Here is a 24,210-nt window from a genome sequence, read left to right as displayed (position 1 = left end):
GCGACAGTTTATCTCAACATGCCACTCAACTGCATAACAATATTAACTAAAACATAAGATAATGGGCTTGGATCGCTAAGCTGAACTCAAGTTAACTAAAATGTAAACCTTTGTAAGGGTTATTGGTTAATTCATCTTTAGCTTTATGATACAAACCAATGGTAAACACACTTCCCTTACCTTCGGTTGACTTAACTTCAATAGTGCCACCTAAACGTTTGATAATACCGTAACTTAACGATAAACCTAACCCTGTACCATCTTTGCGGGTGGTATAAAATGGGTCAAAGATGCGGCTACGCAGCTCTTCGTTAATGCCCACGCCTTCATCTTCAACTTCAATTTTCACCCCAATAGGTTGGCCATTTTCAAGCCAGTCTTGAGTACGAATCCAAATACGTCCGGTTTCAGATGAGTTTTTTGCTTCAATAGCATGTGCGGCATTGACCACTAGATTGATTAACACTTGCAATAGCTGTGGTTGATTAACCTCAACTGGACAAGTAGCGTACAGTTGCTTAATTAATTCCACATCTTGCTTTTGGATAGAATGGCGCACCAATACCAATACTTCTTCAATGATGGGTGTCGTTTGATGCATTTCAATGGGCGCGTTAAATTCGCCAGGGCGGCTATATTGCAACAAGCTTCTAATAATCGTGCTGATACGACCTACTTGCTGAATAACCAAGTCTATTTCTTCAGATACTTGTTCAGCTTGAGGGCCTAACTCGTACTTCAACAATTCCATATTGCCTAAAATTACCGCGGTAGGATTATTGATTTCATGAGCAATGCCTGCCGTTAACTCACCTAAAGCGGTGAGCTTTTCATTGGTTACAAGTTGTTGGCGGGTTTCATTTAATAGCGCGACATTGCGTTGCAATTCTTCGGTTTTGTCTTGGAGGCTTTTGGTTCGTTGTTCAACTTTCACTTCTAACTGCTCAGCTGCAGCTTGAATTTGTGCATTTCGGCGCTGGAGCAGATCAAGCATGCTATCAAATTGTTCTGCCAAATTAGCCAACTCGTTATCTCGGTCTAAACCTAATTCGCCAATGCGAACGTTACGTCCCGACTGAACCGCCTTCACCACGTGGTGAATGCGTTCAATTGGTTTTAACAAACTATATGCGCCGCGGTATACCAATAATCCAGAGCCAAATAGCACCAACATTAAAATGCTACCCAGCTCGATAATGTTCATCAAATAGGTGTTAATGAACGGGCCTTCAGAAAATCCGGCATACACCATGCCAATTCGCTTACCATAAATATCTAATAACGGAGCATAACCTGAAATGTACCAGTCATTGAATACAAATGCCCTGTCGACCCAAGGCTGACCTTCTATCAGTACTTGCTGTCTTACTTCTTCAGAGACTAATGTCCCTAACGCACGATTTTGCTCAGAATATTGTGACGATGATGCATTAATCGGTACATTGGTGCTCACTCTGGCGTTATCTAAAAAAATCGTCACGGTTCCAATGGAGTGTAGAGGTAAGGTACCTTCGTCATAAACCAAGTTGCGAATATAATCGACGATTGCAGTATCACGATTGAGTAAATTACCGCCATCTATATACCAAGTGATAGAGGAGTCACTGTTTACAATAGGCAAAATGCTACGACTGATTAACCCCCGTTCTTCTTGCTGTTTAGCAGGCTCTAAGGCTCGTTGAGTCTGTTTTAAATCAATTTTGGCATATCGTTCTAATTCAGGACTAATATTACGTAAACGATTAGGTGGCAACACCATTAGACCAGATGCTGATTGACCCGATTTTTGTTTAAGCAAGGCAGTTAAATCAGGATCTTTAGCCACATCTTCAGCACTGACTAAACGCAAAAAATCTAATTTGAGAGTGCGTTTAGTATTATCGAGCACATTCGCTAGTTTGTGTACAGATTGAGTTTGTTGTTTATCGTTAATAAATTGAGTAAACGATGTTCGAAAAGCCCATGAATTCGCCACATGAGCTAATTGTTGCTCTTGCCTATTTTGCACTTGATTAAGGGTGTTTTCTGCCACCGCTAAATCAGCCTTAACCTTCATAAACAGCTGTTTACTGGTATAGCTTATGTTCCAGTAAATGGTGATAAACACTAGGCTAACAAGTGTCAGTAAAATAGGTAGCAAGGTCAAAATCAATAGACGATAGCGAACTTTGGCCTGCATTTGTTGCCAACTGATATTAAACACTCGCTGAAATAGTGACACTATTCGGCTACCTCAGAATTATCATCCACGTCTTGCCCAAACCACTCTTTGTATTTTCTGTCTAATGTTTTACGTGAGACCCCTAAGTCTCTAGCCGCCGCCGACTTATTACCGTCATGCGCGGTGACAACCTGGGTCACATGTTGCTTTTCAACTTCTTTTAACGTCCAGCTCATTGGGTAACCGTAATTATCAGACAAATTGGTTGTGGTGGTTTTTTTCCAATATTCTGCAGGGGGCTTACCTAACAAGATACACCGTTCAATCATGTTTTTAAGTTCCCGAATATTACCCGGCCACTCATGTTGTTTTAACACTTCTAAGTCTTCATGGCTCCACAATACAGGTTTGATGCCTAACTCTTGCGATATTTGTAAGGTAAAGTGATAGGTTAATTCCACCACGTCTTCGGGTCTGGCGCGCAGTGGTGGAATTAAAATATTCAATACGTTTAGGCGGTAATATAAATCGCGACGAAAATTACCCTGCTCAACCTCATCCACTAATAAACGGTTAGTTGCAGCAACCACCCGTACGTCAATACTGACTTCTTTTTCACTGCCAACGGGACGAATAGCACGCTGCTCTAGCACTCTTAATAAAGCGGTTTGCATATTCATTGGCATTTCACCAATTTCATCTAAAAAGATAGTTCCGCCTGACGCAAAGTTAAATAACCCTTCACGAGAAGTCTTCGCACCGGTAAATGACCCCGCTACATGACCAAATAACTCACTCGCTAATAACTCTGGCGCGATAGCACCACAATTAACGGGCACAAAAGGCCCTGTGCGGCCACTGAGTTGATGCAGTTGTCTTGCCACTAACTCTTTACCCGTTCCAGACTCTCCCTCAATCAGTACCACCGCATTGGCGGGGGCAACGCGCTCAATAACTTGTTTAACTTCGGTAATCGCATTACTGCTGCCAATAATGGTAGAAGACTGACCATGAGATAGCTCGCGCTTCAACATAAAGTTTTCACGTTTGAGTAAGCGTTTTTCAATACAACGCTCAACGGCAGTCATCATTTGTTCAAGATGAAAAGGCTTCATAATGAAGTCTGTTGCACCAGCTCGTAATGCTTTGATGGCGACATCCATATCTGCATAACCTGTCATAAAAATAATGTCAGATTGTCGCTCGGTATCATCTAATGCTTCATGCCATTCGATACCTGAACGATCAGGTAAACGAATATCTACAATCATCACGTCAAAATGCCCTTGAACACGTAATGCCTCAGCTTCAGCAATAGTAGAAGCTGACTCGACTACAGCAAACTTTTTTGACATCGCTTTAATTAAAAAGCTTCGCATGCCGGGCTCATCATCAACAATTAATACCGACATATTAGTATTAACACTTGCAGGGATACTCATTTTGACTCCAGATGGACATTTTGACTCAAAATTAACGCTGTTTTGTGCTTAATCATATCGATTAGGTCACTATGAACCATCAATATAACAACTTGGGACATTTTGTCTTGAATGTTTTTAAACAGCTTGAGACCTGCTTCACAAATTAAGTGTTGGAAGTGAGATCAATTTGCACTATTTACACTTGGCACTTAACTTGCTTAATTCAGCCTTATCATTAGGTCTCAGAATCTAAAATAGAACCCGTATTTCGTTATGCATTTTAAAAGGACAGAACATGTTTACAAAGTTAGCAAGTATTGGAGTGTCGTTAAGTCTTATTGCTGGGTTAGCTATCAGCCCTCAAGTACACGCTCAAAACAACAAGGTTGTTAAACTTGCCACCACAACCAGTACAGAAAACTCTGGCTTATTACGGGCAATATTACCCGCCTTTGAGCAACAATCTGGTTATACCGTACAAGTGATCGCTACGGGTACGGGTAAAGCGTTAAGGTTAGCCAGCCAAGGCGATGTTGATGTTGTGATGACCCATGCTCCTGAGGCTGAAGCAAAGTTTGTGGCTGACGGTTTTGGTACTCAACCACGTGGTATCATGGAAAATGACTTTGTGGTTCTTGGCCCTAAAAGTGACCCAGCAGGGCTTCAGGATGCTAAAAGTGTCCAAGATGCATTTAACCGAATAGCCTCTAAACCGAGTACATTTATTTCACGAGGGGATAATTCAGGGACCAACATGAAAGAGTTAGCCATTTGGAAGCAAGCGGAAATTAAAACCGATTTTGCAGGCTATACTTCTGTAGGTCAAGGTATGGGCAAAACCTTGCTAATGGCTAACGAGCTTGAAGCATACACCCTAACCGACCGTGGTACTTTTGTGGCTTACAAGACAAAATTAGATTTAGATATCGTATTTGAAGGTGGGAAAGAGCTTGCTAATCCATACCAAATTATATTGATTAATGCTGAAAAATACCCAGAACTCAATCATAAGGGCGCTCAAGCATTAAGTGATTGGCTAACGACCCCACAAACACAAGCAATGATTAATCGATACACCGTGCAAGGAGAGCAATTGTTTAAGGCAACTTATCAACAATGAATGAAAGCTGGTTAGCACTACTGCAGCAGGCATTTAGCTTGCTGCTTTCTTTTGACCCCGATGTTTGGTCAATTATTAATGTCTCTTTTTCCGTTTCCTTTGCGGCATTATTATTAACCCTGATCCCGTCTATCATGCTGGGATTTGTGTTGGCGTTCAGCCATTTTCCAGGTCGCTGGATTGTGACTAATTTAGTTCAAACCCTCCAGTCTATTCCAACCGTTGTCATTGGCTTACTGGTATACTTACTGCTTACCCGCAATGGTGCAATGGGTGACTTAAAGTGGTTATTTAGCCAAAATGCAATGATTTTCGGACAAATGTTAATTTGTGCCCCCGTGTTAATTGCCTTATCACAAGCTGCTTTTGCCAGTGTAGATAAACGTGCTTGGGAAACGTCTCGCACTTTAGGTGCTAGTTGGATTCGTGCAATTTGGACAGTCTGCAGAGAGTTGCGAGTGGCATTATTATTAGCCATTGTTGCCGCTTTTAGCCGAATTCTTACTGAGGTAGGTTGTTCTATGATGGTGGGAGGCAATATTATGAATGTCACCCGTAACATTCCAACGGCCATTGCCTTAGAAACCAGCAAAGGCGACTTTGCTCAAGCTATTGCACTAGGGCTAGTATTACTTATTCTGGCATTAGTGCTCAATTTTGCTCTTGGTTCATTACGGGGCAAAGCCCTGCCAAGGAGCCATTAATGAGTCAGATGTCATCTTCTCAACATTCTCAAATTGCTTCGGTCAATGTAACCAACTTAGTCCAACAATTTGAACAACGTACATTATTTAGCGTAGATAGCTTAACGTTTCGCCAAGGTGACGTCATTTACCTTCAAGGTGACAACGGGACTGGCAAGTCAACGTTAATGAAAATTCTGGCAGGACTACTCAAGCCAACTCAAGGCAAGTTGATTGCGACAGGGTTTGATAAATCAGCATGGTGGCATACCAACTCATTATTAGGTAAAGCCGTATACTTACACCAGCACCCCTATTTGTTTGATGGCTCAGTACGCTACAACCTAACCTACGGCTTATCTCGACGTGAACTGCAACAGCCAACTATATCGCAAAGGCTCCATCAAGCCATCGAGATGGCGCAATTAAGCCAGTTGTTAGATCACAGTGCATCAAATTTATCAGGCGGGGAACGTCAGCGTTTAGCCATTGCGAGAGCGTGGATATGTCAGCCGAAACTACTGATGTTAGATGAACCCATTTCAAATATGGACAAACACTCGCAAAAACTGGTTTTAGCAATGATCAATTTGTTAAAAATGCAGGGTACAGGTCTACTGATTAGTAGCCATCAAACCTGTGGGTTAACGGCCTTATGCCAACAACATTGGCATATTAATCATCAAAAAATTCATACTAGCCAACATGTGCCTAATTTAGACACTCAGCAAGATAATTTAGCTATGGAACCCTCTTATGTCCTTGCAAAATGAGCAAACTCCCAATATTGAAGCCGTCATCCTTGCCGGAGGCATGGCAAGAAGGATGGGGGGTGATGACAAAGGTTTGGTCACATTAAATGACCAACCCATGATCAGTCATGCGATTAACCGTATCGCACCTCAAGTCAACCAGGTTGTGATTAATGCTAATCGCAACCAACAACAATACAGCCAATTTGGTTACCCTGTATTAAGTGATCTTGAATCTGGTTACTTAGGGCCTTTAGCGGGCATGATAACCGCGATGAAGCACACCAAAGCCGACTTATTATTGGTCGTTCCTTGTGACTGCCCATTACTGCCTAAAGATTTAAGCAGCAGAATGTTGCACACATTAGTCACGACCAACGCAGAGATTGTGGTGGCCAGTGACGGTAAAAGAGAACAGCCAGTAGTGATGTTAATTAAGCCTAGCTTATATCAATCTATGCAAGCCTTTTTAGATGCTGGCGAACGCAAAATTGATATTTGGTATAGCCAACATCATTATCAAGTTACCGATTTTTCAGATCAACCTGACGCATTTGTTAACGTTAATACGCCAGAACAAAAACAACAACTTGCCCAGAAAATAGCGCAGTAAAATTAAGTAGAGGTCCATATGTCTAGTGTTTTTAGTAACCCACTGTCTATTCCCGTTCTTGGATTTTGTGCGTATAGCGGTACCGGAAAAACAACGCTACTCAAGCAACTGATCCCTGAATTAAACCGCCGCGGTGTCAGACTAGCGGTGATTAAACACGCCCATCATAACTTTGATGTCGATATTCCGGGCAAAGACAGTTACGAAATGCGAAAAGCGGGTGCTAAGCAAATGTTAGTGGCGTCGCATATCCGCTGGGCATTAATGACCGAAGAGCCATTAGATACCGACCCGAGCCTACAACACCTGTTAAAGCAGATTGAACAAGATAAAGTTGATATTGTATTAGTTGAAGGCTTTAAAAAACTCGCATTACCAAAAATTGAATTACATCGTGCTTCTCATGGTAAGCCTTTTATTCACACACACGACGAAAACATTGTCGCCATTGCCTGTTGTGATGACACGACCACCCCAGATGAACTCACGCGACTAGACTTGAACAATGTTGGTCAAATTGCTGATTTTGTTATGCAATACCAACAATCGTGGCAAGCACCTGAAGTGAATATCCCTGTTAATCCTGCTTTAGCCAGCACGCCTCAAAGTGGCGAGCAAGGCTTGTCTGTTGCCCAAGGTATTAACCATATTTTAAGCCAAGTCACGCCGCTCAAAAGTAGTGAAACTTTAGCGTTAGATGAGTTAGATAATCGTGTGTTAGCCAGCGACAGTATCTCGCCAGTGAATGTACCTCAACAAACCAATTCAGCAATGGATGGATATGGTTTTGCTTACAGTGATGTTGCCTCAGGGAAAACCTTAACCGTGGTAGCAGAAGTGCTAGCCGGCCATGGTTATGAACACACCGTGCAATCAGGTGAAGCCGTTAGAATTATGACCGGTGCGCCTATTCCAGCTGGAGTCGACACGGTTCAGCCTCGTGAACTATGCGAAGCAGATGCAGACACGTTAACCTTGCTTGAGCCAGAACAGATAAAATCGGGCCAACATGTGCGTTTAGCGGGTGAAGATATTGGCATTAATGATGTGGCATTAGCTAAAGGAACCCGTTTAACCGCGGCCGAACTCGGACTATTGGCCTCTTTAGGGTGCAATCAAGCCGAAGTGGTCAACGCACCTGTTGTGGCGGTATTTTCAACCGGTGACGAGGTTAGCCAACCTGGCGAGCCTTTAAAGCCAAATTGTATTTACGACTCAAACCGTTACACCATAAAATCAATGGCACGTAAATTAGGCTGTAAAGTTGTTGACCTAGGTATTATTGAAGATAACGAACAAGCCTTAACTGACGCATTGCAACAAGCCAGCTTAACTGCAGATGTAGTGATTAGTTCAGGCGGCGTATCTGTAGGTAACGCCGATTATATTAAAACCGTGTTAGCTAAAATTGGCCACATTAATTTCTGGCGAATTAACATGCGCCCCGGCCGCCCACTTGCTGTAGGTAAAATTAACGACACATTATTTTTTGGCTTACCAGGTAATCCTGTTGCGGTTATGGTGTCGTTTTTACAGTTTGTACAACCTGCACTTCGTAAGTTGTCTGGCGAGCAAGAATTTGCTGATAACCGCCCTTGGCACCCTCAATATATCCCCGCAATTGCAGATGAAAACCTGCGCAGTAAAACCGGTCGAACCGAGTTTTTAAGAGGCATCTATCATCTAGATACGGATGGCAAGATGCATGTTAAATCTACCGGTGCACAGGGCTCAGGCATGTTGAGCTCAATGGTTAATGCCAATTGCTTAATTGTCATTGGCGAACAAGATGACGGTATAGCGAAAGGTGAAAGCGTGTTTATTCAACCTTTTGCTGATGTACTGTAAGTTTCACAGATATTTTTAGTGTTAAGTAGGTAACCCATATGAGTCAAATAGTGGATGGATTCAATCGCCAAGTTGATTACTTGCGATTATCAGTCACAGATCGCTGTGATTTTCGCTGTGTTTATTGCATGAGTGAAGACCCCGAATTTTTGCCTCGCCAACAAGTGCTGTCGCTTGAAGAGCTATCATGGGTTGCCCAAGCCTTTACTGAGTTAGGGGTAAAAAAAATTCGCCTTACTGGTGGAGAGCCTTTAGTTCGCACTGATTGCGATCAGCTAGTCAAACTATTAGGGAATTTGCCTGGGTTAGAAGACCTGTCGATGACCACTAACGGCTCTCGTTTAACTAAATTGGCACAACCTTTATTTGATAATGGCCTTTCAAGGCTTAATATTAGCCTCGATACTCTAAATCCAGAGTTATTTACCCAACTAACCCGTAACGGTAAGTTAGACCGAGTCATCGCTGGTATAGATGCCGCAATAGCTGCGGGCTTCAGAAAAATTAAAATCAACGCGGTTATTTTACGCGGACAAAATGATCACGAAGTGATCGATTTAGTGAACTTTTGTCGTGCGCGAAACCTTGATATCGCCTTTATTGAAGAAATGCCATTAGGAGTCATTGATGAACGTAAGCAAAGTCGCCATTGCTCTAGTGACGAAGTAAAAGCACTTATTGAGGCGCAATATCCTCTTATTCCTTCCAGTAAACGCACTGGCGGGCCAGCTCGATACTATCAAATGGCCGATAGCAGCACCCATGTTGGGTTTATTTCACCCCACAGTAATAATTTTTGCCATGAATGTAATCGTGTTCGGGTAACCGTAGAAGGACGACTATTACTGTGTTTAGGTAATGAAAACTCCATTGACCTAAAAGCCATTGTTAGAGCACACCCCGGCGATATTGAACGCCTAAAACACGCTATTTTAGACGGGATACAATTTAAACCACAGTCGCACCATTTTGACCAAGAAGGCGTGCAAGTTTTGCGCTTTATGAACGCGACTGGTGGCTGATACTCGTAATTTACCCCAGCAGTGATAAACTTTAGTTATTGTTAACTAACTAAGTGGTGTTTATGGCTTTATCTCGTAAAAAATGGAATACCATTATTATCATTGCCAGTGCGATGATGATTGCCGTGCTCAGTTTTATTAATCAAAAAACTGAGCACATGCCCACTGATGTTATGCCTTTATTTGACAGCAACTTGCCGTTAAAGCAATTGCAAATATCTAACCAATGGTTTGCCAGTAGCCAACAGAAGTCGCAATGCTCCAACGATGTTTTAAATTGCCAAAATTGGGTCGATGCTTGGCAAAACATTACCGTTTCAGCAATACAAACTGAGCCTGTTCATCGCTCAATTCCTATTAAAATCACTTTGGTTATAGGTAATATTGACCAGCCTCAAGTATGGTTATTATTTGTGGATGAAGGCTTATTACAATCCCCAGGGTTCAACTGGTATGTTATTCCTCCGAGCATGCGCGCTGATCTGATCCCCATAGTCAACGTACAATCAGATTAATTATTTTTATCATTCCCTTACCTAAGTGAACACATTGATATGCCTGAATTACCCGAAGTTGAAGTCACCCGCCAAGGGGTCTCGCCCTATTTAATTGACCAAACCGTAGACCAATTAATTGTCCGTAATGGCTCATTGCGTTGGCCGGTTCCTGAGGTGGCACAGAATATTGTTGGACAAACCATTTTAAATGTTCGCCGCCGAGCCAAGTATTTGTTGATAGAAACCCAAGCAGGCTTAACCATTATTCATTTAGGCATGTCTGGTAGTTTACGTATTTTGGCTAGAAATACCCCACCAGAAAAACATGACCATATTGACTTAGTTCTTCAAAATGGCCAAATGCTTCGCTTTAATGACCCACGCAGATTTGGCGCTTGGTTATGGTACGAATTACCCGAAGATGGCCATCCGTTATTGTCGAAGCTAGGGCCTGAACCATTAAGTGATGAATTTAACGTTACGCAACTGCAAGCGGCTTTAGCTAATAAGAAAAAAGCCATTAAATTGTGCATTATGGATAACCATATTGTGGTGGGGGTCGGGAATATTTATGCCAATGAAGCGCTATTTGCGTCAGGTATTCATCCACAAGCTGCTGCGGGTTCAATTGATGTAGAAAGGCTGACAGTGTTAGTCAGCGAAATTAAAAAGGTACTTGCTCACGCCATTAAACAAGGCGGAACAACCTTGAAAGATTTTACTAACGCAGACGGAAAACCCGGCTATTTTGCCCAAAAACTACATGTATATGGGCGAGGAGGCGAAACCTGTACCGAATGTGGCAACTTATTATCAGAAATAAAACTCGGTCAGCGCACCACCGTATTTTGTGGTATTTGCCAATCTCGTTAACGATAAAAAAGGGAGCGAATGCTCCCTTAATAAACCTAAACTGCAGATAAAACTGAGTTAAAAACGGTATTCGTAACGGGTAAATAAAGTACCATCAGTTTCATCGTCTTGCACTTCAAATTGCGAGTTTGACACTGTGCCACCAAAGGTCATCATACCGGCCAACAATGGCATACGATAAGACACTTCTAACATAAGTAAGTCTTCTTTAAGAGGTTGAGGAGCCCACTCACCGCCACGGTTAGCACCGTCTTTATTTAACTGTGCATAGCGCAAAATAGAGGTTATTCCACGACTGTCTTTAAATTGGCCTACCCAGCCTAATGCATATACTTGTGCATCACTGTCATAAGTGCTGCCAAGTGTTCTTTGATAATATCGAGAGCCACTTTGATAAGTACTATGCTCATAAAAACAATTGAATTTGGTGGGGTCTTCACCACAAAATACCAAAGTGTCTGTGTATTCTAAGAACAATTTATGCTGACTATTTGCAGAACCAAACCGAGTATCTACACCCGCCATTTTTGCACAATCAGCAATTTGCCAAGGCTGGCCTTTCGAGTCTTCACAAGTGCGCTCTAAATAAATCCCCACAGGCACGTCATAAATTGTTTCGCTGAACCTTACATCCAAACCTGCCATTTGATTACCGTAATTAGAGCAGCCAAAACCATTCTCTTCACGACAGTCTCGTTGACCAGTAATCGATTTCCAAGCACTGCTAGCATCACATTCTTGGCCTTCACCACAAAATTGCACCGTCCATGATAAGCCAACTTCTAGCTGCTTAATTGGCCTAACTGAACCTCTCAGATTCCACAATAGTGTATGAGGTGCATAACGCTCCTCTTCTAACATACTTACCCCCCCCGTCAAAGCCCACGGGCCAATCCAAGATAACCAAGGGGTTTCAAATGCTTGCGGATTATTTCGTGTGAACATTAATGACGGAGTTGGACGGGCATTGTTGGTTTTCATTAAACCAGAGTCGAAACCTGGCCCCCACCATTGCTCTAATGTCCCTGCGGTCATAATCCAATTGCCCATCGTCACGGCAAAATAAGAATCATCTAATCGCAGCTCTTTGTCATCTGCTGGGTCATAGTTAGCCGAAACCGACACTTTATAGGCTATTCGTTCACCCACATACTCATTGGATGCAGTTAATTGAGCTTTTTCACGGTAATCTGAGCCAAAGTGTTGAAACCTTGCAGCATCAGTGGCACCCACAGCTTTAATGCGGGTATTACCACGGTTTTCAGTGGCATTTTGATAATAAAAATTGACTCTAGCAAATGCTGAAACTAAATCAGCAGACATTAACGACGGCTCGGCCTTGGCTAAGTCAGCTGCAATACCAGACCACATTAGCGGATAAGTGTTTACCGGCACGGTAATAACTCCCGCATCCGCCAATGCTTGAATATCAGCACGTAAATAGATATCAGAGGTATCTACCCAAGGTGCCGCTTGTAAACCAGTACAAAAAAGGGCTGCCAGTGCGGTAACGCTAAACGGCAGCGTTGTGGGCTTAAATCCTTTTAACATGAAAACACCTATTTTGTTGATTGAGATGAAGCTAATTTGTTCTCAAGGGCTTTAGCCACTTGTGGATGTACAAACTGAGACACATCACCACCATGTAATGCGACTTCTTTCACTAATGTTGATGAAATAAATGAATTTTCTTCTGCTGGAGTCAAAAATACCGATTCTAAATCAGGGCTTAAACGACGATTCATATTCGCTAGCTGAAACTCATATTCAAAGTCAGATACGGCTCTTAATCCACGAACCAATACACTTGCACGTTGTTCTTGGGCAAAATCCACCAGCAAGCCCGTAAAACCCACCACTTCAACATTATCTAAATGTGCGGTAACCAATTTAACTTGCTCGACACGTTCTTCTAAGGTGAACCGAGGTTGCTTAGATGGGTTGCAAGCGATACCAATAATGACATGCTTAAACAAACGAGCGGCACGCTCAATTAAATCGGCATGACCATTAGTGACTGGATCAAAGGTTCCAGGATAAATTGCTCTTCTGTGCATAAACCCCTCAGTTATCGGCTATGATTAGATGCTGTACGGACACATTTTGGTATGTGTCGAATATGGTGCATAACATAGCATATTTTCAAGTGTGATTAATGTTTTAGTTCGCTTGTTGCTGATTGAATTAACAAGGCGCAAGCTCCACGACCTTAAGGGCACTATAGATTAAATCTTTTAATGTTCACCCTTGAAAACAACGAACATTATTAAGCACGTTGTTAGTATCTCGCTAATACTTAACAAAATGCGCTTGAACTCAACCTACTATTAACATGGCACGGCGAATTTTTTGTCAAAAAATAAAAATACGCTATGCTGCGCGAGTTATTGAAATGTGAGTCTTATTTAGCATGAAAACGACCTTAATTATCACTACTTATAATTGGCATCCGGCCTTAAAAGCTGTGTTACTGAGTGTATTAGCGCAACGGACATTACCCGATGAAATTATCATTGCTGATGATGGCTCTTCAGCCGAAACGGCCGAATTAATCACGTCGATGCGGCCTCATTTTTCAATACCGGTCATTCATAGTTGGCAAGAAGATAAAGGTTTTCGGGTATCAAGAAGCCGTAATAAAGCCATCGCCCAAGCCAGTCACGAGTATATTATTTTGATTGATGGTGACATCGTGTTAGATAAACACTTTATCTCTGATCACATCAACATTGCAGAAGCAGGTTACTTCGTCACTGGTAAAAGAGTTAAATTAGCCCAAGGCATTACCGATGATATTTTAAATGCTAAAGCACCTCAAATCTCCAAACTGTGCTTTTTTTCGAAAGGAATTGCCCGCGGTCGAGATCTCGCTCTTCGTTGCTTATGGTTACATCAAAAAACCAGTAAAACGGCCGTTAATTCAATTAAAGGGATTCACTCTTGCAACATGGCGTTTTGGCTTGAGGATGCTATGGAAGTTAATGGTTTTAATGCCGAATTTGAAGGCTGGGGCCCAGAAGATCAAGAGTTTGCACAACGGCTAATTAACTCGGGAAAACAACGTAAAATAGCTAAGTATTACGCAGTGGGTTACCACTTATCCCATAAAGAAAATTGCCGTGGTAATTTGCAAGCCAATGAAAACTTACTCAAGCAAATTCAACAGCAGCGCACTCGAGCTTGTAAATTAGGGCTAAATGAATTTACACCTCAAGGTTAATTAACTTCAAATATTGAGCCGCACTATTTTTAACCTCAACATGTGCAAATAAGTCTGAGGCAACTATATCAGGGTAAGATTCTAGCGCCTCAGTCATTTTTCAGCTAACGCCTTAGGGTCTCGTCTTGGCACTAAATACTAACTAGATGTGCTTCATGACCTTGGCGAATAAATTCTCTGGCTAGCGTTATCACAATTTTTTCTGCTCCGCCCCCTGCTAAGCTATCAATTGCTAGCGCTATCCTTTTCGCCATATTAATATTTCTCGTCTAATAAGCGGGTCACTTCACTCATCGCCAACTCTAAACCGCCAGAACATCCCATCGACATCATGTTACTGATTAACGCTTGCCTTGTTTGCGCATCCACCAATAACTGAGCTGCTGCCACCATATCGTTTGTATTTATGTCGCTATTTAATACCAATTGCTGTGATGCGCATGAGTTAATTCGGCTAGGCTGGTCTTTAGACACAGGTACCGCCAATGTAGGAATAGTCAAAGCAATCGACTGCAGCAACGTGTCACCGCCACTTAAAATGGCGCCTTTAGCTTGGCTTAATAAACTAATAAAGTCGCGACTATCCAAAGAAGATATGGCCACTACGCCAGTATAGTTTGCTATCTCTTTCGGATAATTAGCCCCAAATATCATTAAGCTTGGGATACCGGTTTGGGCGTACACTTTTTCGGCGGTTTCAGCAAAGATATCCGCAGCAAACTGTTCTCCTGCTTTGTGGCCCCCAGAACCTGCACTATACATTAGGTATTTTCCAGCGTTTAAGCCATATTGTTGTAATAAATTTTGCAGCCTGCGTTGATCGGGTTTAGCAAAAATAGACCCCGTTGTGATAGGCAAAGGCCGCTTGATGAAATTGAGTTTATATTTAGCAAAAGCACTAATATCGCCAATAACAAACTCTGGCTGCACCACCCAATGACTGTCAGTAACTAACGCGCGTTCGATTTTCATCCCTCTGGCACGTTTACGCTTGTGCTGACTAATAAAAATCACTTTAGCTCCGCATTTATGCGCATGTTTTAATTGCGCCTTTCTACCTGCTGCATCAAATATCACCATGTCTGGTTTTAATTGTGAAACCAGTTGGTTGACCTCTTTAATGCACTTAGTTGGCGTATCATTAACAAGATGATGGGGATACTGGCATTGTTCTGCGTAGGGGGCGGCGCGGTTAAGCACAAATTCAATTTGAGCTTCTGGCCAACGTTGGCTAATTTCATCCGCAATAATCGTTGAGCGCATGTATTCTCCAATACCTTCTGTAGAAGATACCGGGACAAACAATATAACCGGCGCTGTTCTCATTAACCTGCCCTATTGCTATTCATAGTAGCAATTTTAATTATGTGAAACGGTTTTAAAAGCAATTTTGCTAAGGTTAACCATTTAAAAAGCTAAAAAAGAATCTCATTTATATCAGCTTTATTGCAACGATGAAATCCGATTAAAGCACTCAATTACATCAGTGGTTTTCACCAGTTCCATTAAATGCTCACCTTTAGCGCGTTTACCCCAAGGAATTTCACCTTCTACTTGGCTGGCAATCACCTCATGATAAACACTAATGGTATTTTCGCGATACAAAAATGGTCCCGTTCGCCCTGGGTTTGAATGAGCATATAAGCCAATTACAGGGGTTTTTTGGGTCACCGCCATGTGAAGAGGGCCGGTATCAGGAGCAATAACTAAAGTAGCTCGATTGAGTAACGCTAATAGCTGGGTCAATGTGGTTTTACCCACCATCACTTCAATATTGCCCTTTGCTTGAGCAATAATGCTTTGCGCCAAAGTACGCTCTAACTCAGTAGGGCCGCCACATAACATGACTCTATACCCTAATGTTTGCGCATGGTCAGCCACTTCAGCGTATCGCTGCGGTAGCCAATTTCGTTCAGCTTTACTCGCCGCTGGGCAAATGACTAATACTTTGTCGTTGTTGATCAATTTATTGGCAAAATCATTATCTGCATCACTTACGGGTATCTGCCAATCTACCTGAGTATTTTTAACCCCAATGGCTTTAGCAAATCCCATAAAACCCTCTAATACATGGGGCTCAGTTTGCGGTTCAATTGCATGATTTGTGACTAACCACTGCCCTTCTTTAGCGCGTTGCTTATCAAAGCCCACTCGCCATTTCGCCTTGATCATTAACGAAGCGACGGTCGCCCTTAACGCCACTTGCATGTGCAACAGTACATCAAACTTTTGCCCAGCTAAGGCCTTTTTTAACTGCCAAAAACTTCGCCAACCTTGGGATTTATCAAAAATAACAAAATTGATACCGGGCAGATTTTTAACTAATTGATATTCAACTTTACCAATCACCCAAGTTATCGCTAAATTTGGATACTCACGCTGAATTGCTTGCACCATTGCCACGGCATGACAAACGTCGCCAATGGCTGATAGTCGAAGCAAACATAAAGATTTCAGAGTACTTGAGTCAAACTTCATAGGTATCCAAATGATTGAAAAACCAGCTAAGTGGCTTGTGTGAATGCAAGTCAGTGATATTAAGGTATAATGTCTTTTTGATCTAGCAAGGTTTGTTGAATTCATGCAGGTAAAAACGCTTTCCAATAGCACCATAGTGTGGAGCCAAGAGTCTGCAGCGACACTCAGCGCTGAGGCTTTCTCGGTAGATTATTGGCAGCAACACAATAACGTTGTCGGGCAATCAAAAGGCCGCTACACCACTTGGTTTGTGCAAACTGATGCACAGCATCACCATCAACAATGGGTATTACGCCATTATTGGCGTGGTGGCATGATGGAAAAGTTAAGCCGAGATGCATATTTTTACACTGGCTTAACCCGAACAAGAGCCTATGCTGAGTTAGCGTTATTAGCATTATTGTATCAAGAAGGTTTTCCTGTACCCAACCCTATCGCGGCCAAAATAGAACGATTCGGCTTATGGTATCGCGCCGATATTATTATCGAACGAGTCGCCAAAGCAAAAGACCTTGTAGCTCATTTATCCAAGACTGCGCTTTCAGAAAAACACTGGCACACACTCGGTAAAACCATTGCTAAATTTCATCAACGGGGGGTTTATCATGCTGACCTTAATGCCAAAAACATCCTGATTTCAGAAAATGGCTTTCACTTAATCGACTTTGACCGAGGTGAAATAAAGCCTTTACAAGCATCCTGGCAACAAGCCAATCTTAAGCGTTTATTACGCTCATTTAATAAAGAGCAATCTAAGCAGCCCCAGTTGCAATTTACCACAGAAAATTGGCAGCAATTATTAGCAGGCTATAACACGATTAATCCAATCGCTACTGAATAAATTGGCTAATTAATTCAGTGTGTTTTTGTAATGCACCGCGATTTTGTTCAACAACTGACTTAGCCGCCTCTGCCGCTAGCTTATAGTCAGTTTGATTATCAAAATAATGCAACAAGCTTTGCGCTAGCTCATCGCCATTGTTGACCACTTTTAAACCACCTGACTGCGACAATAATTGAGTTATCTCAATAAAGTCGCGGTAGTTTGGTCCCACAAAGACAGGTAACCCCACTGCGGCGGGCTCTAAAGGGTTATGTCCGCCATGTACAATCAAGGTTCCGCCAACAAAAGCCTGATCAGCCGTCGCATAAAGCAATACTAGCTCACCCATAGTATCGCCTAATAACACTTGAGTATCGGCTGTTACATCATCATTCATACTACGTCTAGCCAGTTGTAAGCCATTTTGGGTCACCGCTATGGCCGCTGAATTAAACTGTTCAGGATGTCGAGGTACCATGATTAACAAGGCGTTGGGATAATCTGCCAATATTTTTTTATGTACGGCTAACACAGCATCAAACTCACCAGGGTGAACACTACCCGCCACCCATATAGGAGAGTCTTGACGTTGCCATGCTTCACGCAGCGCCGTAGCATGAGCAATTTTGGCTGGGTCGATAGTAAAATCGAACTTTAAACTTCCACATACCTGTAATTTTTCAGCACTCACACCTAAAGCGATAAATCGTTGCGCCTCAGCTTCAGTTTGCACAGCAATAAGCCCTAAACGCTGCAACATAGGTCGAGTTAGACCACTTTTACCTTGATAGCTTTTGGCCGATTTTTCCGATAAACGCGCATTAGCTAACACCAATTTCACGTTAGCTTTCTCTGCAAAATACAGCAAGTTTGGCCAAAGCTCTGTTTCCATAATGATGCAAGCTTTAGGTTGAGTATGCTGAATAAAGCGTTTAACCGCATAAGAAAAATCTAATGGTAAATAGCTATGTTGCACCGTATCGCCAAACGCTTTAATCACTTCTGCTGAACCTGTTGGGCTAGTTGTAGTTATGGTAAAGCGATAATCTGGGTATATTTGCATTAATTGCTTTATCATCGGAACTGCCGCTAAGGTTTCCCCCATCGACACGCAATGCACCACTATATCGGCGGGTTGCCATTGGCTAAAACCAAAACGCTCGCTCCAGCGCTTGCGATAATCAGCACTTTTGTATGCACGATAGGCAAAATAAATAACCACAAGAGGAAAAAGGGCATATAAAAGGACGGAATACAGAAATCGGAACATTAATCGGCTTCTTTTAGAATTTTTTGCTTGTCAGATAAACACAATATTAACATAATCATAATTCATAGGGATATGGACTGTTGATTATCATGTCATCACTGAAAAATTAATGTTTGCTGAATTTGGAAATTGCATGAAAACCCGCGATAAAATTGTTTTTGCTAGTCTAGAGCTTTTTAATGAGCACGGTGAACGTGCGACCACCACCAATCATATTGCCGCACACTTAGGGATAAGCCCGGGTAATCTTTATTATCACTTTAGAAATAAAGAAGACATTATTAATTCCATTTTCAGTTTGTATGAAAGTCATTTAGAGTCAGGCTTTAAACCCTATGATGATGTCCCCATCACGGTAGATTTACTGATTGGCTATTTCGATGCCATGTTTTATACCCTCTGGCAGTTCAGATTTATGTATTCAAATTTAGCGGATATTTTAAGTCGCGACGAAGCCTTAAAATCACGTTACTTAGAAGCACAGCAGCAAGTGTTAAACCGTTCAAGCACGGTATTAAGTAAACTTAAAAAAGATGGCATTTTAGATATTGAAGATGATCGCATTATCGATTTAGCTGACACCATTAAAATGATGGTGAGCTTTTGGATTAGCTATCAACTCACCCAAAACAGTAATGGCACCATTACTAAAGCAACCCTATATGAAGGCTTGTTACGGGTCATTATGATTTTTAAAGCCTATTCCACACCCTCATCTGTGGCCACATTTGATAGACTAGAACAGCATTATCAAAATATCGCTCATCAAGAGCGCGCTGTCGCTTAAGCACTTTCCAATAAACCCGCTACAATATTCCTTATTGTGTGGGTTTGCGGCATCTACAAAATTGTCACATTCATTAGTTTTTCTTATCAAAGAATGACCAATGCCCTAATCTTGTTAATATTGCCTCATACCGAATAAAAAATACTGTGGGACAACAAAAATACAGGTTAGAATGCCCAAAACTCCAACTACCAACGCTTTGTCATTTGCCATAGGCATCAGAGCTTGGCGTAGCATAATAACCAATATTTAGGAGAAAACAGGTGGCCTCATCCTCTTTCTACGACCGTATAAACCAGCAAATTGCTGATGTAAAAAGCGATGGTTTATATAAAAGCGAACGTATTATTGCCTCAGCACAACAAACGGCTATTGAAGTAAATCATCATCAAGTGATTAACTTTTGTGCCAATAACTACCTCGGTTTAGCTAACCATCCAGAGCTGATCAAAGCTGCGCAGCAAGGCTTAGACAGCCACGGGTTTGGTATGGCATCTGTTCGCTTTATTTGTGGCACACAAGATATTCATAAACAGCTTGAAGCAAGCCTAAGTGAATTTTTGGGTATGGAAGACACCATTTTGTATTCTTCTTGCTTTGACGCCAATGCGGGTTTGTTTGAAACATTATTAGATGCAAACGATGCCATAGTGTCAGATGCACTAAACCATGCATCAATCATTGATGGCGTACGTTTATGCAAAGCAAAACGTTTCCGCTATGCAAACAATGATATGCAAGATTTAGAAGCTCAACTTATTGCAGCAACCGAAGCTGGCGCACGTAATATTTTAATTGCTACTGACGGCGTATTCTCAATGGATGGCGTCATTGCCAACCTTAAAGGGGTGTGCGACTTAGCAGACAAATACGGCGCATTGGTGATGGTTGATGACTCTCATGCCGTCGGTTTTGTGGGCCAAAATGGTCGCGGTACTCACGAGTATTGTGAAGTCATGGACAGAGTAGACATCATCACGGGTACTTTAGGCAAAGCATTAGGTGGCGCATCTGGTGGCTTTACTGCGGCTAAAAAAGAAGTGGTTGAGTGGTTACGTCAACGTTCGCGTCCTTACTTGTTCTCTAATTCATTAGCGCCTTCTATTGTTAGTGCGTCTATTCGCGTACTTGAAATGCTAAAAACGGGTCAAGATTTACGTGAAGCAGTATGGGAAAACAGCCGTTATTTCCGTGAAAAAATGTCTGCGGCAGGCTTTACTTTAGGCGGTGCTGATCATGCCATTATTCCAGTAATGATAGGCGACGCTAAACTGGCAAGCGATTTTGCGAATAAGTTATTAGCTGAAAACATTTACGTTATTGGGTTCTCATTCCCTGTAGTGCCTAAGGGCCAAGCCCGTATTCGTACTCAAATGTCAGCAGCGCATACCCGCGAGCAACTTGACCATGCTATTGACTCCTTTACCCGAATTGGTAAAGAAATGGGCATAATTTAACTCAACAATATTCAACACAACTAAGGGCTTAATTTTTAAGCCCTAGTTTTATAGGTATGAAAATGAAAGCATTAAGCAAATTAAAGCCTGAAGAAGGCATCTGGATGGTTGATGCACCTAAGCCAGAAGTCGGTCATAACGACCTATTAATAAAAATTCGTAAAACGGCGATTTGCGGCACTGATGTGCATATTTACAACTGGGACGAATGGTCACAGAAAACCATTCCTGTCCCTATGATTGCCGGTCACGAATATGTGGGTGAAGTTGTCGATATGGGTCAAGAAGTTCGTGGTTTTGCTATTGGCGACCGTGTATCGGGTGAAGGGCATATTACTTGTGGCTATTGCCGTAATTGTCGTGGTGGCCGCACTCACTTATGTCGCAATACTTCAGGTGTTGGGGTAAACCGAGATGGTGCCTTTGCAGAATACCTTGTTTTACCGGCCTATAACGCATTCAAAATTCCTGCTGACATTCCAGATGATTTAGCCGCTATTTTTGACCCGTTTGGTAATGCGGTTCACACCGCCTTATCTTTCGATTTAGTCGGTGAAGATGTGCTTATTACTGGCGCTGGCCCTATTGGTATTATGGCCGCAGCGGTGTGTAAACATGTGGGAGCACGCCACGTTGTGATCACCGACGTAAACGAATACCGCCTTGATTTAGCCCGTAAAATGGGGGCGACTCGTGCCGTAAACGTTGCTAAAGAAAACCTAGACGATGTTATGAAAGAACTGGGCATGACCGAAGGGTTTGATGTCGGTTTAGAAATGTCAGGTGTCCCCTCAGCATTCCACTCAATGCTAGATACAATGAACCATGGTGGCAAGATTGCCATGCTAGGTATTCCTGGCAGTGACATGGCTATCGATTGGAGCAAAGTAATTTTCAAAGGCCTAATTTTAAAAGGGATTTATGGCCGAGAAATGTTCGAAACTTGGTACAAAATGGCCAGCTTAATCCAATCAGGTTTAGACCTTTCACCTATTATCACCCATCACTTCAACGTTGATGAGTTCCAACAAGGTTTTGATGCCATGCGCTCAGGCCAATCAGGTAAAGTGATTCTAAACTGGGATTAGTTATTTTATCTGAATAACCACACCATTAAGGGGTTGTATCTATACAACCCCTTACTTCATAATCAGCCTTATCTATATTCCAATACTGAACAATCTTCAATGTCGACTTTTAAGCATCTATCTATCAATGATCTTATTCACATGACCGCTGAGTCTAATAATGTCCAAATTGTCGACATTAGAGACGCAGCCACATTTAATGCTGGTCATATCCAAGGCTCAGTCAATTTAACTAATGAAAACATTGCCAGTTGGATGGCTGATGCCGATATGGATGCGCCATTGGTTGTGGTTTGCTATCACGGTATTAGTAGTCAAGGGGCGGCCAACTACCTTATTGAGCAAGGTTTTGATGACGTTTACAGTCTTGACGGTGGCTATACCGCCTGGGGTGAAGCACACGCATGATAGAAATCGGTCAACTCCCTAACGCCCGTGCCGCACAAGCCTTTATTGATTATTTAAAGGGCTTAGGAATTGAGTGCTACACCGAAGCTTCGCCTCATGGTGTAACGATTATGTTGGCTGACCCACAATACGAAACCACCGCACGAGATGAATTTAATCAGTTCATTCAAACCCCCTATGACAGCAAATATCTGCAAGCATCATGGGACAACGGCGACACACAATCTAAGTTTGACTATGGTTCTGGCACCCTAGGTTTAGTGCAACAATTTCTAACTAATGCTGGGCCACTTACGCTGATCACTTTCGGCATTTGTGTCATTGTTTATGCGGCCATGAATTTAGGTTTTGCCAATAGTGTTTTTGAAACACTGTCGTTTTTTAATGCCGTTCCTGAAAGCCATAGTGGTGAGTTTTGGCGCATATTTACCCCATCATTAATGCACTTTTCTGCCCTACATATTATTTTTAATTTACTGTGGTGGTGGTATTTAGGCGGAAAAATAGAAACTAAGCTAGGCACTAGACCACTGTTTTTCTTATTATTAATAGCAGGAACCTTACCCAACATTGCGCAATATTTAATGACAGGGCCAAACTTTGGTGGCTTATCTGGCGTAGTATATGCTGTAGTAGGTTACACATGGCTGATGGGAGTAAGGCAGCCTAGTTGTGGTATCAGCCTACCGCAATCTTATATGGGCTTTATGATGATATGGCTAGTACTAGGTTTTACAGACTTACTAGGAATGCCTATAGCGAATGGGGCGCACATTGGGGGGTTAACTGTTGGACTAGCTCAAGCACTATTTGATAGCCGAAAATCCTCCCTCAAGCATTAATTGGGTTACCGTCTTGAGCTGTTATCGCACGCTCAAGACGGGAACAATATCCTGTTCGAAAATTTCGCCCTACACGGTCATTTCAATCACTTTATTCACTAGTTTTTCAATGCCGATATTGGCTTCAGCAATATTAGTCGCCAGCATATAGGCAGGTGTTGTCACAACCTTATTCGCTTCATCAACCACAATATCTGCCACAGAGGCTTCACAATGGTTACCGCCCATCTCATTAAAAGCATGCGCTGTTTCAGTGTCATTGCCTATAGTCGCCTGTATATTTTGATAGATTCTTGGCAGCATCATTGGTGCAATACACATATAGCCTACGGGCTTAGCAGCTAGGGCAAACTCGCATAAAAATGTTTCAACATCGGGTGACACTTGGCAGTCACTGCCATTGGTGGCAAAGTTCGATAAATTCTTTGCCGCACCAAAACCACCTGGCACAATTAACGCGTCAAACTGACTCACATCTAATTCGGTCACATTTAGCACTTCCCCCCTAGCAACTCGAGCAGATTCTACTAACACATTGCGAGTTTCATTTGCTGTCACTTCACCCGATAAATGATTCACAACGTGCATTTGTTCAATATTTGGCGCAAAGCATTGATAATTTACTCCGGCTTTCGCCAAAGCTAATAACGTGAGCACCGACTCGTGTATTTCTGTCCCGTCAAATACACCACACCCACTTAATAATACCGCGATGGTTTTCATTATCTGTTCCTTTTAGTTATAACGTGAACCACTAATTTTACAATTTTGAAACAAAACGCTTGATCTGATTAAAAAACGTGCTAACTTAGCTCATTGCTAAATTTCTTCACTGATATATTTC

23 protein-coding genes and 1 pseudogene are annotated in these 24,210 nt (G+C 42.2%); 15 read left to right on the top strand and 9 right to left on the bottom strand.

What is annotated here, in order from left to right:
• Positions 1-91 precede the first annotated feature (91 nt).
• Positions 92-2,179, bottom strand: coding sequence for a sensor histidine kinase (locus L2672_RS08715; RefSeq protein ID WP_248995595.1), 2,088 nt, complete (start codon positions 2,177-2,179; stop codon positions 92-94).
• A gap of 41 nt (positions 2,180-2,220) precedes the next feature.
• Entirely contained in the window at positions 2,221-3,603 is a 1,383-nt protein-coding gene (locus L2672_RS08710; RefSeq protein WP_248995453.1) for a sigma-54-dependent transcriptional regulator, read from the bottom strand.
• Between the two features lie 277 nt (positions 3,604-3,880).
• Here L2672_RS08710 and L2672_RS08705 point away from each other — a divergent pair, with 277 nt between their 5' ends.
• From L2672_RS08705 to mutM, 8 genes are all read left to right on the top strand, one after another.
• A complete protein-coding gene (locus L2672_RS08705) occupies positions 3,881-4,705 on the top strand; it encodes an ABC transporter substrate-binding protein (RefSeq protein WP_248995452.1) in 825 nt (274 codons plus the stop codon).
• A complete protein-coding gene (locus L2672_RS08700) occupies positions 4,702-5,409 on the top strand; it encodes an ABC transporter permease (protein ID WP_248995451.1) in 708 nt (235 codons plus the stop codon). Before L2672_RS08705 ends, L2672_RS08700 begins: the two co-directional genes overlap by 4 nt.
• Entirely contained in the window at positions 5,409-6,161 is a 753-nt protein-coding gene (locus L2672_RS08695) for an ATP-binding cassette domain-containing protein (protein ID WP_248995450.1), read from the top strand. Before L2672_RS08700 ends, L2672_RS08695 begins: the two co-directional genes overlap by 1 nt.
• Positions 6,145-6,753: a molybdenum cofactor guanylyltransferase MobA gene (mobA, locus tag L2672_RS08690; RefSeq protein WP_248995449.1), complete on the top strand. Its 609-nt coding sequence runs from the start codon at positions 6,145-6,147 to the stop codon at positions 6,751-6,753. Before L2672_RS08695 ends, mobA begins: the two co-directional genes overlap by 17 nt.
• A gap of 18 nt (positions 6,754-6,771) precedes the next feature.
• A complete protein-coding gene (locus L2672_RS08685; RefSeq protein WP_248995448.1) occupies positions 6,772-8,601 on the top strand; it encodes a bifunctional molybdopterin-guanine dinucleotide biosynthesis adaptor protein MobB/molybdopterin molybdotransferase MoeA in 1,830 nt (609 codons plus the stop codon).
• A 38-nt stretch (positions 8,602-8,639) separates the two neighbouring features.
• Positions 8,640-9,623 carry a GTP 3',8-cyclase MoaA gene (gene moaA, locus L2672_RS08680; protein WP_248995447.1) on the top strand — a complete coding sequence of 328 codons (984 nt, stop codon included), beginning with the start codon at positions 8,640-8,642 and terminating at the stop codon, positions 9,621-9,623.
• A gap of 62 nt (positions 9,624-9,685) precedes the next feature.
• Complete coding sequence (locus L2672_RS08675) at positions 9,686-10,138, top strand: hypothetical protein (protein WP_248995446.1); 453 nt, start codon at positions 9,686-9,688, stop codon at positions 10,136-10,138.
• A gap of 39 nt (positions 10,139-10,177) precedes the next feature.
• A complete protein-coding gene (mutM, locus tag L2672_RS08670) occupies positions 10,178-10,993 on the top strand; it encodes a bifunctional DNA-formamidopyrimidine glycosylase/DNA-(apurinic or apyrimidinic site) lyase (RefSeq protein WP_248995445.1) in 816 nt (271 codons plus the stop codon).
• A 57-nt stretch (positions 10,994-11,050) separates the two neighbouring features.
• Here mutM and L2672_RS08665 read toward each other — a convergent pair whose 3' ends face one another.
• Positions 11,051-12,544: a capsule assembly Wzi family protein gene (locus L2672_RS08665; RefSeq protein WP_248995444.1), complete on the bottom strand. Its 1,494-nt coding sequence runs from the start codon at positions 12,542-12,544 to the stop codon at positions 11,051-11,053.
• 8 nt (positions 12,545-12,552) lie between these two features.
• Positions 12,553-13,050 carry a pantetheine-phosphate adenylyltransferase gene (gene coaD, locus L2672_RS08660; protein ID WP_248995443.1) on the bottom strand — a complete coding sequence of 166 codons (498 nt, stop codon included), beginning with the start codon at positions 13,048-13,050 and terminating at the stop codon, positions 12,553-12,555.
• Between the two features lie 353 nt (positions 13,051-13,403).
• On the opposite strand from coaD, the gene L2672_RS08655 reads away from it, so the two are divergent.
• A complete protein-coding gene (locus L2672_RS08655) occupies positions 13,404-14,213 on the top strand; it encodes a glycosyltransferase family 2 protein (protein WP_248995442.1) in 810 nt (269 codons plus the stop codon).
• Positions 14,214-14,353: 140 nt separating this feature from the next.
• Here L2672_RS08655 and L2672_RS17310 read toward each other — a convergent pair.
• The 3 genes and pseudogenes from L2672_RS17310 to L2672_RS08645 all read right to left on the bottom strand — a co-directional run.
• Positions 14,354-14,467: pseudogene (locus L2672_RS17310) on the bottom strand (glycosyltransferase); the annotation flags it as partial.
• A gap of 1 nt (position 14,468) precedes the next feature.
• Entirely contained in the window at positions 14,469-15,539 is a 1,071-nt protein-coding gene (locus L2672_RS08650; protein ID WP_248995441.1) for a glycosyltransferase family 9 protein, read from the bottom strand.
• A 117-nt stretch (positions 15,540-15,656) separates the two neighbouring features.
• Positions 15,657-16,691, bottom strand: coding sequence for a glycosyltransferase family 9 protein (locus L2672_RS08645; RefSeq protein WP_248995440.1), 1,035 nt, complete (start codon positions 16,689-16,691; stop codon positions 15,657-15,659).
• A gap of 103 nt (positions 16,692-16,794) precedes the next feature.
• Here L2672_RS08645 and L2672_RS08640 point away from each other — a divergent pair, with 103 nt between their 5' ends.
• A complete protein-coding gene (locus tag L2672_RS08640) occupies positions 16,795-17,532 on the top strand; it encodes a 3-deoxy-D-manno-octulosonic acid kinase (RefSeq protein ID WP_248995439.1) in 738 nt (245 codons plus the stop codon).
• Here L2672_RS08640 and waaA read toward each other — a convergent pair.
• Positions 17,522-18,784 carry a lipid IV(A) 3-deoxy-D-manno-octulosonic acid transferase gene (waaA, locus tag L2672_RS08635; RefSeq protein WP_248995438.1) on the bottom strand — a complete coding sequence of 421 codons (1,263 nt, stop codon included), beginning with the start codon at positions 18,782-18,784 and terminating at the stop codon, positions 17,522-17,524. The two genes, L2672_RS08640 and waaA, sit on opposite strands and share 11 nt — an antisense overlap.
• A gap of 133 nt (positions 18,785-18,917) precedes the next feature.
• On the opposite strand from waaA, the gene L2672_RS08630 reads away from it, so the two are divergent.
• The 5 genes from L2672_RS08630 to glpG all read left to right on the top strand — a co-directional run bounded on the left by L2672_RS08630 (position 18,918) and on the right by glpG (position 23,366).
• A complete protein-coding gene (locus L2672_RS08630; protein ID WP_248995437.1) occupies positions 18,918-19,571 on the top strand; it encodes a TetR/AcrR family transcriptional regulator in 654 nt (217 codons plus the stop codon).
• 263 nt (positions 19,572-19,834) lie between these two features.
• The gene (locus L2672_RS08625; RefSeq protein WP_248995436.1) at positions 19,835-21,028 is read left to right on the top strand and encodes a glycine C-acetyltransferase; all 1,194 of its coding nucleotides are present in this window, start codon (positions 19,835-19,837) and stop codon (positions 21,026-21,028) included.
• A 62-nt stretch (positions 21,029-21,090) separates the two neighbouring features.
• On the top strand, positions 21,091-22,116 hold the full coding sequence (gene tdh, locus L2672_RS08620; protein WP_248995435.1) for an L-threonine 3-dehydrogenase: 1,026 nt from the start codon (positions 21,091-21,093) through the stop codon (positions 22,114-22,116).
• Between the two features lie 99 nt (positions 22,117-22,215).
• On the top strand, positions 22,216-22,524 hold the full coding sequence (gene glpE, locus L2672_RS08615) for a thiosulfate sulfurtransferase GlpE (RefSeq protein ID WP_248995434.1): 309 nt from the start codon (positions 22,216-22,218) through the stop codon (positions 22,522-22,524).
• Positions 22,521-23,366, top strand: coding sequence for a rhomboid family intramembrane serine protease GlpG (gene glpG / locus L2672_RS08610; RefSeq protein ID WP_248995433.1), 846 nt, complete (start codon positions 22,521-22,523; stop codon positions 23,364-23,366). Before glpE ends, glpG begins: the two co-directional genes overlap by 4 nt.
• Before the next feature lie 69 nt (positions 23,367-23,435).
• Here the strand turns inward: glpG and elbB are convergent, their stop codons facing one another.
• Positions 23,436-24,089 (bottom strand): isoprenoid biosynthesis glyoxalase ElbB, encoded by a 654-nt coding sequence (gene elbB, locus L2672_RS08605; protein WP_248995432.1) that lies wholly within the window; start codon positions 24,087-24,089, stop codon positions 23,436-23,438.
• Positions 24,090-24,210 lie beyond the last annotated feature (121 nt).

This window comes from Shewanella gaetbuli, from assembly GCF_023284065.1.
GTDB lineage: Bacteria > Pseudomonadota > Gammaproteobacteria > Enterobacterales > Shewanellaceae > Shewanella > Shewanella gaetbuli.
The sequence above is the reverse complement of the archived record's forward strand: the minus strand, read 5'-3'. Positions and strand labels throughout refer to the sequence as shown.

Coding starts and splice junctions, on each gene's coding strand:
- L2672_RS08715 (WP_248995595.1), bottom strand. CDS start 2,179: ATGCAGGCCAAAGTTCGCTATCGTCTATTGATTTTGACCTTGCTACCT.
- L2672_RS08665 (WP_248995444.1), bottom strand. CDS start 12,544: ATGTTAAAAGGATTTAAGCCCACAACGCTGCCGTTTAGCGTTACCGCA.
- mobA (WP_248995449.1), top strand. CDS start 6,145: ATGTCCTTGCAAAATGAGCAAACTCCCAATATTGAAGCCGTCATCCTT.
- L2672_RS08700 (WP_248995451.1), top strand. CDS start 4,702: ATGAATGAAAGCTGGTTAGCACTACTGCAGCAGGCATTTAGCTTGCTG.
- L2672_RS08685 (WP_248995448.1), top strand. CDS start 6,772: ATGTCTAGTGTTTTTAGTAACCCACTGTCTATTCCCGTTCTTGGATTT.
- coaD (WP_248995443.1), bottom strand. CDS start 13,050: ATGCACAGAAGAGCAATTTATCCTGGAACCTTTGATCCAGTCACTAAT.
- L2672_RS08650 (WP_248995441.1), bottom strand. CDS start 15,539: ATGAGAACAGCGCCGGTTATATTGTTTGTCCCGGTATCTTCTACAGAA.
- L2672_RS08705 (WP_248995452.1), top strand. CDS start 3,881: ATGTTTACAAAGTTAGCAAGTATTGGAGTGTCGTTAAGTCTTATTGCT.
- mutM (WP_248995445.1), top strand. CDS start 10,178: ATGCCTGAATTACCCGAAGTTGAAGTCACCCGCCAAGGGGTCTCGCCC.
- glpE (WP_248995434.1), top strand. CDS start 22,216: ATGTCGACTTTTAAGCATCTATCTATCAATGATCTTATTCACATGACC.
- L2672_RS08640 (WP_248995439.1), top strand. CDS start 16,795: ATGCAGGTAAAAACGCTTTCCAATAGCACCATAGTGTGGAGCCAAGAG.
- L2672_RS08630 (WP_248995437.1), top strand. CDS start 18,918: ATGAAAACCCGCGATAAAATTGTTTTTGCTAGTCTAGAGCTTTTTAAT.
- L2672_RS08655 (WP_248995442.1), top strand. CDS start 13,404: ATGAAAACGACCTTAATTATCACTACTTATAATTGGCATCCGGCCTTA.
- tdh (WP_248995435.1), top strand. CDS start 21,091: ATGAAAGCATTAAGCAAATTAAAGCCTGAAGAAGGCATCTGGATGGTT.
- L2672_RS08710 (WP_248995453.1), bottom strand. CDS start 3,603: ATGAGTATCCCTGCAAGTGTTAATACTAATATGTCGGTATTAATTGTT.
- L2672_RS08645 (WP_248995440.1), bottom strand. CDS start 16,691: ATGAAGTTTGACTCAAGTACTCTGAAATCTTTATGTTTGCTTCGACTA.
- L2672_RS08675 (WP_248995446.1), top strand. CDS start 9,686: ATGGCTTTATCTCGTAAAAAATGGAATACCATTATTATCATTGCCAGT.
- waaA (WP_248995438.1), bottom strand. CDS start 18,784: ATGTTCCGATTTCTGTATTCCGTCCTTTTATATGCCCTTTTTCCTCTT.
- moaA (WP_248995447.1), top strand. CDS start 8,640: ATGAGTCAAATAGTGGATGGATTCAATCGCCAAGTTGATTACTTGCGA.
- glpG (WP_248995433.1), top strand. CDS start 22,521: ATGATAGAAATCGGTCAACTCCCTAACGCCCGTGCCGCACAAGCCTTT.
- L2672_RS08695 (WP_248995450.1), top strand. CDS start 5,409: ATGAGTCAGATGTCATCTTCTCAACATTCTCAAATTGCTTCGGTCAAT.
- elbB (WP_248995432.1), bottom strand. CDS start 24,089: ATGAAAACCATCGCGGTATTATTAAGTGGGTGTGGTGTATTTGACGGG.